At 70.0% G+C, this 15,467-nt stretch carries 15 protein-coding genes; 6 read left to right on the top strand and 9 right to left on the bottom strand.

From position 1 onward, the window contains the following. Nucleotides 1-41: 41 nt before the first annotated feature. Nucleotides 42-278, top strand: a complete 237-nt coding sequence (locus OG798_RS37940) for a hypothetical protein (RefSeq protein ID WP_054229908.1) — start codon at nt 42-44, stop codon at nt 276-278. A gap of 180 nt (nt 279-458) precedes the next feature. Here OG798_RS37940 and OG798_RS37935 read toward each other — a convergent pair whose 3' ends face one another. Next, nucleotides 459-1,637: a citrate synthase/methylcitrate synthase gene (locus OG798_RS37935; protein WP_095852199.1), complete on the bottom strand. Its 1,179-nt coding sequence runs from the start codon at nt 1,635-1,637 to the stop codon at nt 459-461. A gap of 98 nt (nt 1,638-1,735) precedes the next feature. Here OG798_RS37935 and OG798_RS37930 point away from each other — a divergent pair, with 98 nt between their 5' ends. The 4 genes from OG798_RS37930 (at nt 1,736) to OG798_RS37915 (ending at nt 6,757) form a co-directional block, all read left to right on the top strand. After that, nucleotides 1,736-3,049, top strand: coding sequence for a citrate synthase (locus tag OG798_RS37930; RefSeq protein ID WP_443053948.1), 1,314 nt, complete (start codon nt 1,736-1,738; stop codon nt 3,047-3,049). Nucleotides 3,050-3,147: 98 nt separating this feature from the next. After that, the gene (locus tag OG798_RS37925) at nt 3,148-4,092 is read left to right on the top strand and encodes a sucrase ferredoxin (protein ID WP_328758409.1); all 945 of its coding nucleotides are present in this window, start codon (nt 3,148-3,150) and stop codon (nt 4,090-4,092) included. 119 nt (nt 4,093-4,211) lie between these two features. Next, the gene (locus OG798_RS37920; protein ID WP_328758408.1) at nt 4,212-6,080 is read left to right on the top strand and encodes a sensor histidine kinase; all 1,869 of its coding nucleotides are present in this window, start codon (nt 4,212-4,214) and stop codon (nt 6,078-6,080) included. Continuing rightward, the gene (locus OG798_RS37915; RefSeq protein ID WP_095857726.1) at nt 6,077-6,757 is read left to right on the top strand and encodes a response regulator; all 681 of its coding nucleotides are present in this window, start codon (nt 6,077-6,079) and stop codon (nt 6,755-6,757) included. Before OG798_RS37920 ends, OG798_RS37915 begins: the two co-directional genes overlap by 4 nt. Nucleotides 6,758-6,913: 156 nt before the next feature. Here the strand turns inward: OG798_RS37915 and OG798_RS37910 are convergent, their stop codons facing one another. From OG798_RS37910 to OG798_RS37900, 3 genes are all read right to left on the bottom strand, one after another. Then, entirely contained in the window at nt 6,914-7,978 is a 1,065-nt protein-coding gene (locus tag OG798_RS37910) for an ABC transporter substrate-binding protein (RefSeq protein WP_095852202.1), read from the bottom strand. A gap of 158 nt (nt 7,979-8,136) precedes the next feature. Continuing rightward, nucleotides 8,137-9,012, bottom strand: a complete 876-nt coding sequence (locus OG798_RS37905) for an ABC transporter permease (protein ID WP_121414816.1) — start codon at nt 9,010-9,012, stop codon at nt 8,137-8,139. Next, nucleotides 9,002-9,817, bottom strand: coding sequence for an ABC transporter ATP-binding protein (locus OG798_RS37900; protein WP_054229902.1), 816 nt, complete (start codon nt 9,815-9,817; stop codon nt 9,002-9,004). Before OG798_RS37900 ends, OG798_RS37905 begins: the two co-directional genes overlap by 11 nt. A gap of 161 nt (nt 9,818-9,978) precedes the next feature. Here OG798_RS37900 and OG798_RS37895 point away from each other — a divergent pair, with 161 nt between their 5' ends. Further along, complete coding sequence (locus OG798_RS37895) at nt 9,979-10,671, top strand: response regulator (RefSeq protein ID WP_054229901.1); 693 nt, start codon at nt 9,979-9,981, stop codon at nt 10,669-10,671. Nucleotides 10,672-10,794: 123 nt separating this feature from the next. Here the strand turns inward: OG798_RS37895 and OG798_RS37890 are convergent, their stop codons facing one another. The 5 genes from OG798_RS37890 to OG798_RS37870 all read right to left on the bottom strand — a co-directional run bounded on the left by OG798_RS37890 (nt 10,795) and on the right by OG798_RS37870 (nt 15,329). Beyond that, nucleotides 10,795-12,387: a solute symporter family protein gene (locus OG798_RS37890; protein WP_121414817.1), complete on the bottom strand. Its 1,593-nt coding sequence runs from the start codon at nt 12,385-12,387 to the stop codon at nt 10,795-10,797. Further along, complete coding sequence (locus OG798_RS37885; protein WP_257016552.1) at nt 12,384-12,872, bottom strand: DUF485 domain-containing protein; 489 nt, start codon at nt 12,870-12,872, stop codon at nt 12,384-12,386. Before OG798_RS37885 ends, OG798_RS37890 begins: the two co-directional genes overlap by 4 nt. A 104-nt stretch (nt 12,873-12,976) precedes the next feature. Further along, nucleotides 12,977-13,660, bottom strand: a complete 684-nt coding sequence (locus tag OG798_RS37880) for a response regulator transcription factor (protein WP_097224585.1) — start codon at nt 13,658-13,660, stop codon at nt 12,977-12,979. Then, nucleotides 13,657-14,808 carry a sensor histidine kinase gene (locus OG798_RS37875; RefSeq protein ID WP_328758407.1) on the bottom strand — a complete coding sequence of 384 codons (1,152 nt, stop codon included), beginning with the start codon at nt 14,806-14,808 and terminating at the stop codon, nt 13,657-13,659. Before OG798_RS37875 ends, OG798_RS37880 begins: the two co-directional genes overlap by 4 nt. Continuing rightward, nucleotides 14,805-15,329: a DUF1453 family protein gene (locus OG798_RS37870; protein ID WP_121414819.1), complete on the bottom strand. Its 525-nt coding sequence runs from the start codon at nt 15,327-15,329 to the stop codon at nt 14,805-14,807. The genes OG798_RS37875 and OG798_RS37870 overlap by 4 nt, the downstream gene beginning before the upstream one ends. Between the last annotated feature and the right edge of the window lie 138 nt (nt 15,330-15,467).

Raw genomic sequence — 15,467 nt, 5'->3', positions numbered from 1 at the left:
GAGGCACCCATCAGTCCGAGCCATAAGGTTGGTACCACTCCGTGAAAATCGTGCGACGTGTCGGGGCTACACCACGCGAGCGCGGCAGCGCCACTGGCCAGTCGTGCCCCGACATCTTCGAGCTCAGCGACGGCAGCTTCGCTGTCATTGGGCGCGAGGCCACCAAGGAACTCGACCCCGAGCTTCCGCCCGACGCCGCACGAGCCGACTACGAGCGGATCGTCATCATCACGCGCGAGACCCTGCTCCGCGCGAAGAAGGACATCCCTGATGCTTGACGTCACCGCCGCCAGGAACTGAACCAGGATCCGATCCGGGAACCGATCCAGGCACGGCTCCAGGAACCGATCACGGGCAACTGAAGGTCGGAGTTCCGTCCGGTACCCCTCGGCCCACGACGTCCAGGCCCGGCATCGACGTGATGCCGGGCCCTTCACGTGTCACGCCACTGGGTCGCGTCAGCCGGCCATCGGCACCGCCACCGGCGGAACCGGCCCCACATACCGCGCCGCCGGACGGATGATCTTCGGGTCCTCCGCCTGTTCCAGGATGTTGGCGCTCCAGCCGACGACGCGGGCCGCGGCGAAGGTGGGAGTGAACATCTCCCGTGGGAGACCGCACAGTTCCATGACCACGCCCGCGTAGAACTCCACGTTGGTGTGGAGTTCGCGGCCGGGCTTCAGCTCGGCCAGGATCGCCTCCACCCGGTGTTCGACCTCGACGGCGAAATCGACCAGAGAACCGCCGAACTGCCGGGCGATACCGCGGAGCATGCGGGAGCGGGGGTCCTCGGTGCGGTACACCGCATGTCCGAAGCCCATGATGCGATCGCCCGCGAGGACTCGTTCACGGATCCAGGAGTCGATGCGGTCGGAAGTACCGATCGCGTCGAGGGTGTCCAGGGCCCGGCTCGGCGCACCACCGTGCAGCGGGCCCGACAGCGCCCCGACCGCGCCCACCAGGCACGCGGCCACGTCCGCCCCCGTGGACGCGATCACCCGCGCGGTGAAGGTTGACGCATTGAATCCGTGATCAATGGTTGATATCAAGTACTGCTCGACCGCCCGGGCCCGCGCCGGGTCCGGCTCCGAGCCCGTCAGCATGTAGAGGTAGTTCGCTGCGTACGGCAGGTCGTCACGCGGTTCCACCGGCTCCAGCCCCCGCCCGAGCCGATACAGCGCGGTGAGCAGCGTCGGCACGGCCGCACACGCCGCGAGCGTGTCCGCGCGACGCCGGTCGACGTCGACGTCGTACACAGGGCGGAACCCCAACGACGCGCCGAGCAGTGACAACGCGGTCCGCAGTCCCGCGAGCGGTCCGGACGGTCCGGTCGCCGCGGCGATCGCCGGCAGCGCCACGCGCACCTCCTCCGGCAGCCCACGCAGTGCCGCGGTCCGGGCGGCGAAGGCGGCACCGCGCGCCGCGTCCGGCAGTTCACCGTGGACCAGTAGATGCCAGACGTCCTCGAACCCGCGGGTCTGCGCGAGTTCGACGGCCGAGTACTGGCGGTAGTGGTAAAAGCCCTCCCGCCCCCTGACGTCACCCAGTGCGGTGTCGGTGACGACGACGCCCGAGAGTCCTCTCGGTACGTCGACAGGAGTGAAGGACGGTGCGGTCGCGGCCCGGTTGTTCGGCATGCTTTCCTCCCTGAACTTGATTCAACTGTCCATGCTTGACTGGATCGATGTCAATATTGATTGAATCAATATGCCGATACACAGATACGGTGGCGTCCATGAGGGATCACGGACCGGCAGGGTCGACGCACGAGGGACACGAAGGACCTGGAGGGCCTGAAGGGCCTGGAGGGCGCGGAGGCCACGAAGGCCGGCGGCTCAGCACCAGGGAGACCGCCGAGCTGCTCGGCGTGAAGCCCGAGACCGTGTACGCGTATGTGAGTCGCGGTCAGCTCGGCAGCCGACGCGACCCCGGAGGCCGCGGCAGCACCTTCGACGCCAAGGAGGTGGAGGCACTCGCCCGGCGCAACAGGCGTGATTCCAGCGGGAGTTCGAGCACCGGCGGCGAACTGTCCGTCCGTACCCGCATCACGCTCATCGACAAGGACCGGTACTACTACCGCGGCGTCGACGCGACCGAACTGGCCGCGCGTCACTCCTACGAAGAGATCGCCGAATGGCTGTGGACCGGAGAGCTGCGCCCCGGCGTCACGTTCACCGCCCCGGAGGCGTCCGTCACCGCCGCCCGCCGCGCCGTGGACGCGCTGCCCGAGCACAGCGGCCCCACGGACCGGCTCCGGGTCGCCGCGATCGCCGCCTCGGCCGCCGATCCACTGCGCTTCGACCTCTCGGAGAGCGCCGTCCTCGGCACCGCGCGCACCCTCATCCCCACCCTCGTCGCCGCCCTCCCGACCCTGCGTCACGACCACCGCGACGAAGGCCCGCTGGCCCACAGACTGTGGGGACGCCTCACCGGCCGGACTCCCGACGAGGCGTCACTGCGCGTGCTGGACACGGCACTCGGCCTGCTCGTCGACCACGACCTGGCCGCCTCGACACTCGCGGTGCGGGTCGCCGCCTCGGCACGGGCGCACCCGTACGCCGCCGTCTCGGCGGGCCTCGGCGTGCTCGAAGGCCCCCTGCACGGCGCGGCCAGCGGCCTCGCCCACCGGCTGCTCCTCGACGTCCTCGACCAGGGCACCGCGGCCCCCGTGGTCGCCGACGAACTGCGCGCCGGGCGCCGTGTCCCCGGGCTCGGCCACCGGCTCTACCCCGGCGAGGACCCACGCGCGCGTGCCCTGTTCGCCCTCCTGGAGGAGGTCCCGGGCGCGGCGCCCGCCCTGACGGCGGCCCAGGACATCGTGACCACCACCGCCCGGCACACTCCCCTGCACGCCAATGTCGACCTGGCGCTGGCCGTCCTCACGGTCTCCTCCGGCATGTCCGCCTCCGCCGGAGAGACGGTTTTCGCCGTCGCCCGAACAGCAGGATGGATCGCCCACACCCTGGAGGAGTACGAGGCACGCCCACTGCGCATGCGCCCGAGCGGCCACTACGTAGGAGCGCGACCGCCGCAGCCGCTCCCCGAGTGAGCCCCGGAGCGCCCCACAGCGCTCCGAATGCGCCCAAAGTGCGCCCCATACTCACGGTCGGAAGTCGCCCTGGACGAAGTCAGGTTAGGCTCACCTCTGTGAGTACGTGCACGACCGCGTCCCGGGACCTCGACGAGCCCCTCGCAGGAACCGCGGCGACCGCGAGGACATGGCTGCTCCTCGAACAGCCGGGCCCCTGGGGTGCCAAGGCGCTCACGTCGAGCCACCTGGACCCGGCGCTCGGCCGCGCGCTCGAAGCCGCGGCCCAGGGCACCGGGGTGCGGATCGCACTCATCCGCCGCCCCGGGCGGCACGCCGACTGCGGTACGCCCGCCGAGCGCCAGGTGTACGCGGCTCACACCACCCCGGGCAACGTGTGGCTGCACAGCGCCACGACGTGCGCTCCTGAGCGGTTGCTCGACCTGGACTTCACCGCGCTCGGCACGGGAGACCCGCGCACCTTCGACGCGGCTCTCCAGGGTCGGCTCCACACGGGCGACCCGCTCGCGCTCGTCTGCACCAACGGCAAGCGCGACCGCTGCTGCGCGCTCCTGGGCCGCCCCCTCGCGGCGGAACTCGCCGCCTCGGGCGTGGCGGGCGCGTGGGAGGTCACCCATCTCGGCGGCCACCGCTTCTCGCCCACCCTGCTCGTCCTGCCGTACGGATACGCCTATGGGCGGGCCGAGGCCCACGCGGTCAAGGAGATCCTCGAAGGCGTGCGGGACGGCCGCGTCGTCACGGAGGGCTGCCGTGGCAACTCGGCGTGGGAGCGGCCCGGGCAGGCGGCGGAGCTGGCCGTGCGCAGGGCCTGCGGGGAGCACGCCGCGGAAGCCCTCGGCGTGGTCCGCACGCAGGGCGCGGCGCCGCGCTGGGAGGTGACCGTCGCCCACACCGACGGGCGCCTGTGGCGCGTCATCGTCGCGCAGGGCGCCTCACTGCCGCCCCGCCCGGAGAGCTGCGGTTCGGCGCTGGGTTCCCCGGCCCGGATGGACGTGGTGGCCGTACGGGAGATGCCCCGGGCCACGATCCCCGTAGCCTGCTGACCAGGACTCCTGAGCAGGCCGGCCCCTACCCGCCGACCACAGCTTCCGCACACGCCACTCAAGAGATCCACGCCACACTCCCTTCGGCCCGGTGCGCGCTCCCCCGTACCGTCATGGGTATGAGCCCCACTCCCCCCGCACGACGACTGCGCCTCGGTCTGCCGCGGCGGGCGTTCTCACAGGTGCTGCTGATGCAGGTGGCGATAGCCGCCGGGGTCGCCGTACTCGCGACCGGGCTGTTCCTCGCCCCGCTCAGTGCCCAGCTCGACGACGAGGCCATGCACCGAGCACTCGCGATCGCGCAGACCACGGCGGCCCAGCCGCAGATCGCCAGGGACCTGCAGACGACCCTGCCGTCCGTGAACGGCCCCGTACAGGTCGCCGCGGAACGGATCCGCAAGGCCAGCAAGGCCGAGTACGTCGTGGTGATGAACACGCACTGGGTGCGCTGGTCGCACAAGGACACCTCGCAGATCGGCAGGGTCGTCTCGACCTCTCCCAAGAAGGCCCTGGCCGGCGAGGACGTCATGGAGATCGACAGCGGCACGCTGGGGCGCTCGGCCCGCGGCAAGGTACCGCTGCGCGACGCCGACGGGCACATCATCGGCGCGGTCTCCGTGGGCATCGAGTATGACAGTGTGCGCGCCCGGCTGATCCACTCGATCCCGGGACTCCTCGCGTACGCGGGCGGGGCCCTGGCCGTCGGCGCGTTCGCCGCGTACCTGCTCTCCCGTCGGGTCCAGCGACAGACCCGTGACCTGGCGTTCTCCGACATCTCGGCGTTGCTCGCGGAGCGCGAGGCGATGCTGCACGGCATTCGGGAGGGCGTCATCGCCCTGGACCGTGTCGGCCGCGTACGGCTCCTCAACGACGAGGCGCAGCGCCTGCTCGGGCTCGACGCGGAGGCCATCGGGCAGCCGCTCGACGACGTGCTCGGGCCGGGCCGCACGACCGATGTGCTGGCCGGACGGGTCACCGGCACGGATCTGCTGACGGTGCGCGGTCAGCGCGTCCTGGTCGCCAACCGCATGCCGACCGACGACGGCGGCGCCGTGGCCACCCTGCGCGACCGCACGGAACTGGAGCAACTGGGCCGTGAACTCGACTCGACCCACGGTCTGATCGACGCCCTGCGCGCGCAGGACCATGAGCACGCCAACCGGATGCACACGGTCCTTGGGCTGCTGGAGCTGGAGATGTACGACGACGCCGTGGAGTTCGTCGGCGAGGTGGTCGGCGACCACAGGGTCACCGCGGAACAGGTCACCGAGAAGATCCACGATCCGCTGCTGGCCGCCCTGCTGGTCGGCAAGGCCACGGTGGCGGCCGAGCGCGGGGTGGCTCTCTGGGTCGCGGACGGGACCCGGCTGCCCGACCGGCTGGTCGACCCGCGGGGGCTGGTCACCGTCGTGGGCAACCTGGTCGACAACGCACTCGACGCCGTCGCGGGCACCCCGCACGCGCGCGTAGAGGTCGAATTGCGCGCCGAGGGACGCACGGCCGTGCTGCGCGTACGGGACACCGGGCCCGGAATTCCGGCGGAGCGGCGGGAGCTGATCTTCACGGACGGGTGGTCCACCAAGAAGCCACCGGCGCACGGCAAACGCGGACTCGGGCTCTCCCTGGTGCGCCGGCTCGCCGAGCGGCAAGGAGGCAGCGCGGAGGCGGCGGAGGCCGACGGAGGGGGCGCGGAGTTCACGGTCGTACTGCCGGAAGCGCTCACGGAGGCCGGTCTCGGGCCGACGGAAAGCCTGGTGCCGACGGAAGGCCTGGTGCCGACGGAAGGCCTGGTGCAGGCGGAAGGTCTGATGCCGGCGGAAGGTCTGATGCCGGCGAAAGGTCTGGTGCCGGCGGAAGGCCTCATGCCGGGCCCGGAGGGCGAACCCAGCCGCGGGCCCGCACCGGAACTCGTACGACAGCCGGACACGTTCTCCCAGAACACCACCGGCGCCACCGCCGCCACGACCGCCGAGGAGGAGTCGCGATGATCGAGGTCCTGGTCGTGGACGACGACACGCGGGTCGCGCGGGTCAATGCCGCGTACGTCGACAAGGTGCCCGGCTTCCGTGTCGCCGGCGAGGCGCACAACGCCGCCGAGGCGCTGCACGGGATAGAGACGCTGCCCCACCTGGACCTGGTCCTGATGGACCACTACCTGCCCGACGAGACGGGCCTCGCGGTCGTCCAGGAGATGCGGCGGCGCGGCCACCAGACCGACGTCATCATGGTGACCGCGGCCCGCGACATCTCGACCGTCCAGGCAGCCATGCGGCAGGGCGCCCTGCAGTACCTGGTCAAACCGTTCGCCTTCGCGGGCCTGCGGGCCAAGCTGGAGGCGTACGCGGGTCTGCGCCGCACGCTCGACGTCGGCGGCGAGGCCGAACAGGCCCAGGTGGACCGGATTTTCGGCGCCCTGTCGGCGAGTGCGGAGCCGGACCTGCCCAAAGGGCACTCCCCCACGACCGCGGAGCTCGTCCGGCGGGCCCTGGTGACCGCCGAGGGGCCGCTGTCGGCCCAGGAGATCGCCGAGGAGACCGGACTGAGCCGACAGACCGCCCAGCGCTATCTGAAGCTCCTGGAGCGCACGGGACGGGCCAGGCTGACCCTCAAATACGGCGACGCGGGCCGCCCGGAGCATCGCTACGTCTGGGCGACCCGCGCCTGAGGGCACGGCCGAAGAGGGGGAGATCCCGAAGGCGGGGCCACGGGGCGGGGGAAGAGGCCGCGCCCCGCTCTGGACCAGGACCTGGACCTGGACCTGGAGCAGGACCAGTGGCGGCCTTCATTTCTCCGCCAGCGGTGTCCTTGGTGGCCTTCTTCCTCAGCCAGTGACGGCCTTCTTCACGAACTCCGTGGTGTACGTCTTGCTCAGGTCCACCTTGGCGTTCTTGATGTTGGGGTTGAACGCCTTAAGTACCTTCTCGACGGTCTCGGGGCCGTCCACGGGCATCACGCCATCCTTGGTGAACATCGGCAGCGTGCTCTGGATGGCGGTCGCGTAGAGCGTCTTGTTGCCCTGGGAGTAGTCGGCAGGCATCTTGGCGGCGATCTCGGAGGCGCTGTGCGTGGACATCCACTTGAGGGTCTTCACGAAGGCGTTGGCCAGCTTCTGGACCGTCTCCTTGTGGCCGTTCACCCAGTCCGTCTGCATGTAGAGGCTGGACGAGGGATACGGACCGCCGAGCGCCTCCTGTGATCCACTCGGCGTACGCATGTCGACGAGCACCTTGCCGAGGCCCTTCTGCAGGACGGTGGCGACGGTCGGGTCCGTCGTCATGCCGCCGTCGATGGCCCCCTTCTGGAGCGCCGAGACGAAGGTCGGACCCGCGCCGACGGCGACCGGCGCGAACTCGCTGACCTTCACACCATTCTTGACCGCGAGGTACTTGGTGAGGAAGTCGGTGGAGGAACCGAGCCCGGTGACGCCGAGCTTCTTGCCCTTGAAGTCCTTGGGCGAGGTGATGTCCTCCGCTCGCTTGTTGGAGACGATCTCCACCTCGCCGGGCGCGTGCGAGAACTGCACGACGGACTCCACGGCCTTGCCCTTGGTCTGCAGGTCGAGAGTGTGGTCGTAGAAGCCGACGGCTCCCTGGACCTGTCCGGACACGAGTGCGGTCTCCGCCTGCACACCGGCCGGCTCACTCAGGAGTTCGACATCCAAACCCTCGTCGTTGAAGTAGCCGAGCCGCTGCGTGAGCATCGCCGGCATGTAGATGACCTTGTCCAGGCCACCGACCATGATCTTGACGTGCTCCCCCTTGCCGCCGCCCCCGTTGCTGCCGGAGTCGGCGGTGGTGGAGGCCGCGTCGTTGGCGCAGGCGGTGAGCGAGGAGAGGGCGAGCAGACCGGCGGCTGCCAGCGCGGAGTATCTGGCGGTCTTGCGCATGATGGGTCACGTCCTTGTGAGAGGGCAGTGCGGGAAAAGGGGTGCCCTGGGGAGCGTTGAGCGGAAAGGGAGCACCCTGGAGAGCGTGGAGAGGAAGTCGGGCGCCTTGGAGAGCCCTGAGAGGAAAACGGGCACCCTGGGCGGGTGTTGCCTGCCGATCAGCTCTCGGAGTCCGACGGCTTCCAGCGGAAGATGCGGCGCTCGGCGAAGGTGAGCAGCCCTTCGGCCAGCAGGGCGACGACGGCGAGGATGACCATCGCGGCGTACACACCGGCCGCGTTGAAGGTGCCCTGGGACTGGGCGACGAGCAGGCCGATGCCCTTGGTGGCGCCGATGTACTCGCCGACGATCGCACCGATGAGGGCGAAGCCGAAGCTGACGTGGAGGCTGGTGAAGATCCACGAGGTGGCGGAGGGGATGACGACCTGAAGCGTCACCCTGCGGTCGCTCGCCCCCAGGATCCGGGCGTTGGCGACGAGGTTCCGGTCGACCTCGCGGGCACCCTGGAACGCGTTGAAGAAGACCGGGAAGAAGACCAGGACCACGGCCGAGGCGACCTTGGAGGCCGGCCCGAGCCCGAACCAGATCACGAAGATCGGCGCGAGGACGATCCTGGGTATGGAGTTGAGCACCTTGATGTATGGACCAAGGACATCGGCGAGGAAGGCGATGCGGCCCAGCGCGATACCGAAGACCACGCCGGCCACGACTCCGATGACCCAGCCGAGCAGTGCCTCTTGGAGCGTGTACCAGACCTGCTCGCCGAGTGAGCCGAGCGCCGTCCCATGGGTCACCCAGGTGTAGACCTGGTCCCAGATCTTCGACGGCATGGAGAAGTTGAACGGGTCGATGATCTTGGCGCGCGCGAACACCTCCCACAGGCCGAGCACGGCGACCAGGAGCACCGCACGGGCGGCGGCGACGATCATCCTGCGTCTGCGGGCGGCACGAGCACGGTTGTGGGCGCGTCCCGGCTTGGCGAGCTCGGTGGCGGTCGCCGCGACGACGGTCTCGGGCATGACGTCAGGCGACATTCGCGGCGCCCCTCTCTCGGGTGATGCGGACCTCTTCACCGAGGGACTCCCAGATCTCACGGTAGATCTCGATGAACCGCGGCTCCAGGCGCACCGATTCGACCTTGCGCGGCCTCGGCAGATCGATGTCGAAGACCTGCTTCACGGTGGCGGGGCCCGCGGTCATCACGACGACCTTGTCGGCGAGCGCGATGGACTCCTCCAGGTCGTGGGTGACGAAGACGACCGAGGCGCCCGTGCCCTCCCACAGCTCCAGCAGCTCGTCCGACATCAGGGCCCTGGTCTGCACGTCGAGCGCCGAGAACGGCTCGTCCATCAGCAGGATCTCGGGGTCGTTGACGAAGGTCGCGGCGAGGGCGACGCGCTTGCGCTGACCACCGGAGAGCTGGTGGGGATAGCGGTCCTCGAAGGCCGACAGACCGACCCTGGCCAGCCATTCGCGGGCCCGCTGCTTGGCCTCCGTCTTCGGAACACCGCGAAAACGCGGGCCCGCCATGACATTGGACAGGACCGTCCGCCAGGGGAAGGTGGCGTCCTGCTGGAAGACGAAACCGACCTTGTCGCCGACGCCCGCGACCGGCTCACCGGCCACCAGGACCTCGCCCTCGGTGGGCTCCTCCAGACCGCTCACCAGGGTCAGGGTCGTGGACTTCCCGCAGCCGGTGGGGCCGACGACGGCCACGAACTCGCCACGGCCGATGGTCAGATCGAGCTCCCTGACCGCCGTGTGCAGACCCCCTGACGGGGTCTTGAAGATCTTGCTCGCGCCCCGCAGCTCAATGGCGGGGCTGGTGTCTGCGCTCATGGCCCGGGACCGTAGATGTGGCGCGGGCCACAGCATCAGTCTTCTGGGCGCAAGGCTTTCTTATGCTTGCAAGAGTCTGTTGTGCTCGTTTTGCTCGCGCTACAACAGCGGAGCCGAAACACGGGCTTAACGCTCGCCAGGCCTTGAGAGAAAGAGGCCCGATGATTGACGTCCTGGTCGTGGACGACGACTTCCGCGTCGCTGAGATCAACGCGAAGTACGTGGGGAAGGTTCCCGGGTTCCGGGTGGCCGCCCGCGCGCACAGCGCTGCCCAGGCCCTGGCCGCCGTGGAGCGCGCGCCCGTCGACCTGGTCCTGCTCGACCACTATCTGCCCGACCAGACGGGCCTCGAACTGGTGCACCGCATGCGCGAACGCGGCCACGGCACCGACGTCATCATGATCACCGCGGCCAGCGATGTGACGACCGTGCAGGCCGCGATGCGCCTGGGCGCCCTGCACTATCTGGTCAAGCCGTTCACCTTCGCCGCGCTGCGCACCCGCCTCGACTCGTACGCGGCCCTGCGGCGCACCGTCGACCGGGTCGGCGGGCGCGGCGTGGCGGGTCAGGAGCAGGTCGACCGGATCTTCAGCGCCCTGCGCACCACGCCCGTCCCGTCGTCGCCGGGGCTGCCCAGCGGCCACTCGGAACCCACCACGGACCTGATCTGCGGTGTCCTCCACCGCGCGAACCAGCCGCTGTCGGCCCACGAGGTCGCGGCCGAGACCGGGCTCAGCCGTTCCACCGCGCAGCGCTATCTGCGCCACCTCGAACAGGCGGGACGGCTGCGCCTCTCGCTCAAGTACGGCGACACGGGCCGCCCGGAACACCGGTACGCCTGGGTGGCGCCCTAGCCCCACGCCGTACGTCGTACACCGAGCCCATGACACCCACCCGGCGCACGACGTACGTCGTTGGGCCGTACGTCGCTGACCCCCGCTGCTGGAGGCGCCCCCGGACACACCCTTGAGGCCGCCTCAGACCGCGCCGGCACCCGTCAGCGACCGCACCTCGGTCTCGGCATGCTTGGCCTCGTCCGGCGGCTCCGCGGACGTCACCGTGCCCAGCCAGCCCGACAGGAAGCCGAGCGGAATCGACACCAGGCCGGGGTTCTGCAACGGGAAGTACTGGAAGTCCACGCTCGGGAACAGCGAATCGGGACTCCCCGACACCACCGGCGACAGCAGGACGAGCAGCAGCGCGGGCACCAGGCCGCCGTATACGGCCCACACGGCGCCGCGGGTCGTGAAACTCCGCCAGAACAGCGAGTACAACAGCACCGGCAGGTTCGCGGACGCGGCGACCGCGAAGGCAAGGCCCACCAGGAAGGCCACGTTCAGATCGCGGGCCAGCAGCCCGAGCGCGATCGCGACCACCCCGATGCCCACCGCCGCCGTACGCGCCACGGCGACCTCGCTGCGGGGCTTCGCATGCCGGCGGCGCATCGAGGCGTAGAGGTCGTGGGCCACGGACGCCGAGGACGCCAAAGTGATCCCGGCGACGACCGCGAGGATCGTAGCGAAGGCGATGGCCGCGACGACCGCAAAAAGTACCGTTCCTCCGGCGGAGTCCGCGCCGCCGCCCAGATCGAGCGCGAGCAGCGGAACCGCCGTGTTGCCCGCCGCGTTCGCTCCCCGCACCGCCTCCGGGCCGACGATCGCCGCCGCGCCGAAGCCCAGCACGATCGTCATCAGGTAGAAGCCCCCAATGAGCCCGATCGACCAGACCACCGAGCGCCGCGCTGCCCGTGCCGTGGGCACGGTGTAGAAACGCGACAGGATGTGCGGCAGCCCGGCCGTTCCGAGCACCAGCGCGAGACCGAGGCTGATGAAGTCGAAGCGCGCCGTCCAGTCCCCGCCGTACTTCAACCCGGGTGCGAGAAACGCGTCACCATGGCCGCTGCGCTCCGCCGCCGAACGCAGCAACTCGTTCACGTCCCCGTGGAACCGCACCAGGACGAGCACGGTCAAGGCGATGGAACCGCTCAGCAACAGGACCGCCTTGACGATCTGAATCCACGTGGTGGCCCGCATCCCTCCCAGCGACACATAGATCACCATGAGCGCGCCGACGCCGATCACCGTCCAGTTACGCGCCGCCTCACTCGAACCTCCCAGCAATAGCGCGACCAGACTGCCCGCGCCCACCATCTGCGCCACCAGATACAGAACGGACACGGTCACCGAAGAGGTTCCCGCCGCGATCCGCACCGGCCGTTCGTTCATCCGGGCCGCGACGACGTCGGCGAGCGTGAACCGCCCGCAGTTGCGCACCAGTTCGGCGATCAGGAACAGGACGACCAACCAAGCGACGAGAAACCCGACGACGTACAGCAGCCCGTCGTAGCCGTAGAGCGAGATGAGCCCCGTGACCCCCAGGAACGACGCCGCCGACATGTAGTCGCCCGAAATGGCAAAACCATTCTCCATCGGCGAGAACAACCGCCCGCCGGCATAGAACTCCTCGGCCGACCCGTGCCGGTTTCGACTCACCCACGTCGTGATCCCCAGCGTCACCGCCACGAACGCGCTGAACAGCAGCAACGCCAGTGTCTGATGGTTGCCGGTCACCGCTCACCACCTCTGACGCTCCGGGTCAGCTCCTGGGTGTCCCAGCGCAGATCCAGCGCGGCCCGGTCCCTGCGCAGCCGCGCATGCCGCGCGTACGCCCACGTGAACAGAAACGTGCTGAGGAACTGCCCGAGCCCCGCCACCATCGCCACGTTCACCGCGCCGGCGACGGGCCGGGCCATGAACCCGGGCGCCGTCGTCGCGGTCACCACATAGCTCACGTACCAGGTGAAGAACACGGCGACGCCCGGCACCACGAACCTCCGGTACCGACCGCGCACCTCCTGGAAGGCCGCGCTGCGCTGCACCTCCAGATAGACGTCGGCCGTCCCGCCCGTGCGACCTTCGTGCTCCGGGCGCGCGGACGGTACGGCGGGAGCGGGCGCGCCCGTGCCGTCCAACTCACCCCAGCCGGAGCCGAGCGCGTCGTACCAGGGGTCATCGAACCGGGCCTCCCCGGTATCGCGACCGTCGTGCTTCTCCACCGAACTCTCCTTGTCCGCGGCCCTTTTTCGCCGCGTGCCCAAGGATGGACAGATCGGGAAGATCCCGGACTCTTCTCTCCGCGCTCTTCACCCCATCAGGTGACTCATCCCGTCGGTGGCCGTACGAGACCTTTCCCAAAGGCGTAGCGCACTGCCTGAGCACGATCCTTGAGGCCCGTCTTGGCGAAGAGGTTGTTGATGTGGGTCTTCACGGTGGCGGGGGAGACATGCAGCCTGCGGGCGATCTCCTGATTGGTGAGTCCCTCGGCGATGAGCAGCAGCACCTCGGTCTCCCGCGTGGTGAGCCCATCGGGCGGCTCCACGGGCGCAACGGCCGCGGGCGCCGGCTCCGACAGCCGCTCCAGCAGTCGTCGTTGGATGCTCGGCGAGAGTCCCGCGTCACCGGACAGCACGCTTTCCACCGCGCGCACGATCTCGTCGCCACCCGCGTCCTTCGTGAGATAGCCACGGGCTCCCGCTCTGAGCGCGGGGAACAGCGACTCGTCGTCCGCGTACGTGGTGAGCACGACGACCTGTGTCCCCGGATGCTCAGCGCGAATGCGCCGGGTCGCCTCGACGCCGTCGCAGCGCGGCATGCGCAGGTCCATCAGCACGACGTCCGGGGCGAGCTCGGCCACCAGCGCCACGGCCTCGTGGCCGTCCCCGGCCGCACCCACGACCTCGATCCCCGGCAGCAGGCCCAGCAGCATCACAATGCCTTCGCGCACCACGGTCTGGTCGTCCGCCACCACGACCCGAGCCGGCTTCCTGGTCTCCTCCTCCGTCATACGGGCACCCTCAGCGTCACCACGAACCCCTCCTCGTCCGGCCCGGCCTCCAACGAGCCGCCCAGCAGCTCAGCACGCTCCCGCATGCCCAGCAGACCGTACCCGGCCCCCGCACCGCTGAGTTCGCCCGGCGGCCCTCCCGAGTCCCGTACGCCGAGGGTCACTTCGTGCTCGCCGTACTCGAGCCGCATGTGGACCTTGGCGCCCGGCGCATGCTTGCGGACGTTCGTCAGGGCTTCCTGCGCCACTCTGCGCACCGCCTGCGAGGCCTCGGCGGGCAGCGGCTGCCGTTCACCCGCGACGGTGATGTCGGCGCCGTCCGCCGTGGCGACCAGCTCGCTCAGGAAGTCCTCCACCGGGGACATCTCCCCGCGAAGGGCGGAGAGCGCCTGCCGGGTCTCGGCGAGCCCCTCACGGGCCATCCTCCGTGCCGCCACGACCCGCTCGAGGATCTGCTCCTGGTCGCCGCCCCGCTCGATCAGCAGCCGAGCCGCCTCCAGATGCACCATCTGCGCCGAGAGACTGTGCGCCAGGACGTCATGGATCTCCCGAGCGATCCTGGCCCGCTCCGCGAGCGCCGCGGATTCCGCCTCGGCCACACGAGCCGCCCGCTCCTGAGCGAGCAACCGCTGGGCACTGCCGCGGGCCTCCGCGTCGAGGCGCAGCACGTATCCGGCCAGGGCGAGCCCTCCGGCGGTGGCCGCCGTGGTCAGCCAGACGTCGTTGTTGACCGCCGCGAACGCGCTCAGTGCCACGGAGGTCGCAGGTAGTGCCGCCACTAGAGGCAGCCTCTCCATGGCGCTGATGGCGCACCCGCACCACAGGACGATGGCCGGCACCCGGAAGCCCGTGCTCACTCCCACCGTCGCTATCGCGAGCAGCAGGGCGAGCAGCGCCAGAGACGGCAGCAGACGGTGTTCGAGCGTGGTCCGCCAGAAGGCCCACGCCGCCAGCCCGCAGACGAGGACCCCCAGAGCGCCCGCCGCGATCTTCCAGGCGCCCAGATGGCTGCTCGCGAAGGTCGTCCACAGGAGCAGGCCGAGGGCGAAGAGGCGCACGGTCCAGGCGAGCGCGCGCCTGGACTTGACCATTCCCGCTCGGGACAGCGCCTCGCGGGAGGGCCAGCGCTTCAAGGCGTTCTCCGTCACACGCGCTCCTTCCACGAGCCCTGGGGCACGTCGTCACCGTACGCCGTCGCCTGCGCGACGGCCGGGTGCAGAGACTGAGAGCGCCAGGCCAGGATCCCGGAGCGGACCAGCAGAGTGGCCGCGAGGGCGAGCAACAGGGCGGAGCTGTCCTGATGGACGTCCAACAGGGTGCCGATGCCGAACAGTCCCAGCCGCAGGGCTATGCCCACGCCCCAGACGGCCGCGCTGGCCTTGGTGCTCTTGCTCCACACCGAGCCGTCCGGCTCCGCCCATATCCGTGTCGTCCACCCCCACGCGACTCCGGTGGCCAGCCCGATGAACAGCTCCGCCCCCAGCAGCAGAATCGCCTCGGTCCGATGGTGGATGTCGATCAGGCCCGGCTCCCGCAGAGCGATCACGGCCAGGACGACGGGCACGATCCACCAGCGCCTGTCCGTGCTGATCCGGCGCGTACGGAACTGGCGCGCGATGACCAGCACAACAACGGCGAGGATCACCAAGGCATTGACGAGCCCGGACATCACGACCTCCGTGGGCGAGGAAGAGCGGGTTCCGACAGCGAGCGCTGTCGACGCCTTCGACGCTACGGAAATCGGCAGCTCAGCAGATCGGAGCCGGGGTGGATCGCGGGTGGATCCGCACCCACCCCATCTCTCCAC

Source organism: Streptomyces sp. NBC_00271 (assembly GCF_036178845.1).
Lineage (GTDB): Bacteria > Actinomycetota > Actinomycetes > Streptomycetales > Streptomycetaceae > Streptomyces.
This window is presented reverse-complemented; position numbering and strand designations above follow the sequence as displayed.

What these genes read in the sequence shown, in the direction of transcription:
- OG798_RS37920 (WP_328758408.1), top strand. Translation starts at nt 4,212, where the DNA reads ATGAGCCCCACTCCCCCCGCACGACGACTGCGCCTCGGTCTGCCGCGG.
- OG798_RS37915 (WP_095857726.1), top strand. Translation starts at nt 6,077, where the DNA reads ATGATCGAGGTCCTGGTCGTGGACGACGACACGCGGGTCGCGCGGGTC.
- OG798_RS37910 (WP_095852202.1), bottom strand. Translation starts at nt 7,978, where the DNA reads ATGCGCAAGACCGCCAGATACTCCGCGCTGGCAGCCGCCGGTCTGCTC.
- OG798_RS37895 (WP_054229901.1), top strand. Translation starts at nt 9,979, where the DNA reads ATGATTGACGTCCTGGTCGTGGACGACGACTTCCGCGTCGCTGAGATC.
- OG798_RS37870 (WP_121414819.1), bottom strand. Translation starts at nt 15,329, where the DNA reads ATGTCCGGGCTCGTCAATGCCTTGGTGATCCTCGCCGTTGTTGTGCTG.
- OG798_RS37905 (WP_121414816.1), bottom strand. Translation starts at nt 9,012, where the DNA reads ATGTCGCCTGACGTCATGCCCGAGACCGTCGTCGCGGCGACCGCCACC.
- OG798_RS37935 (WP_095852199.1), bottom strand. Translation starts at nt 1,637, where the DNA reads ATGCCGAACAACCGGGCCGCGACCGCACCGTCCTTCACTCCTGTCGAC.
- OG798_RS37880 (WP_097224585.1), bottom strand. Translation starts at nt 13,660, where the DNA reads ATGACGGAGGAGGAGACCAGGAAGCCGGCTCGGGTCGTGGTGGCGGAC.
- OG798_RS37930 (WP_443053948.1), top strand. Translation starts at nt 1,736, where the DNA reads ATGAGGGATCACGGACCGGCAGGGTCGACGCACGAGGGACACGAAGGA.
- OG798_RS37900 (WP_054229902.1), bottom strand. Translation starts at nt 9,817, where the DNA reads ATGAGCGCAGACACCAGCCCCGCCATTGAGCTGCGGGGCGCGAGCAAG.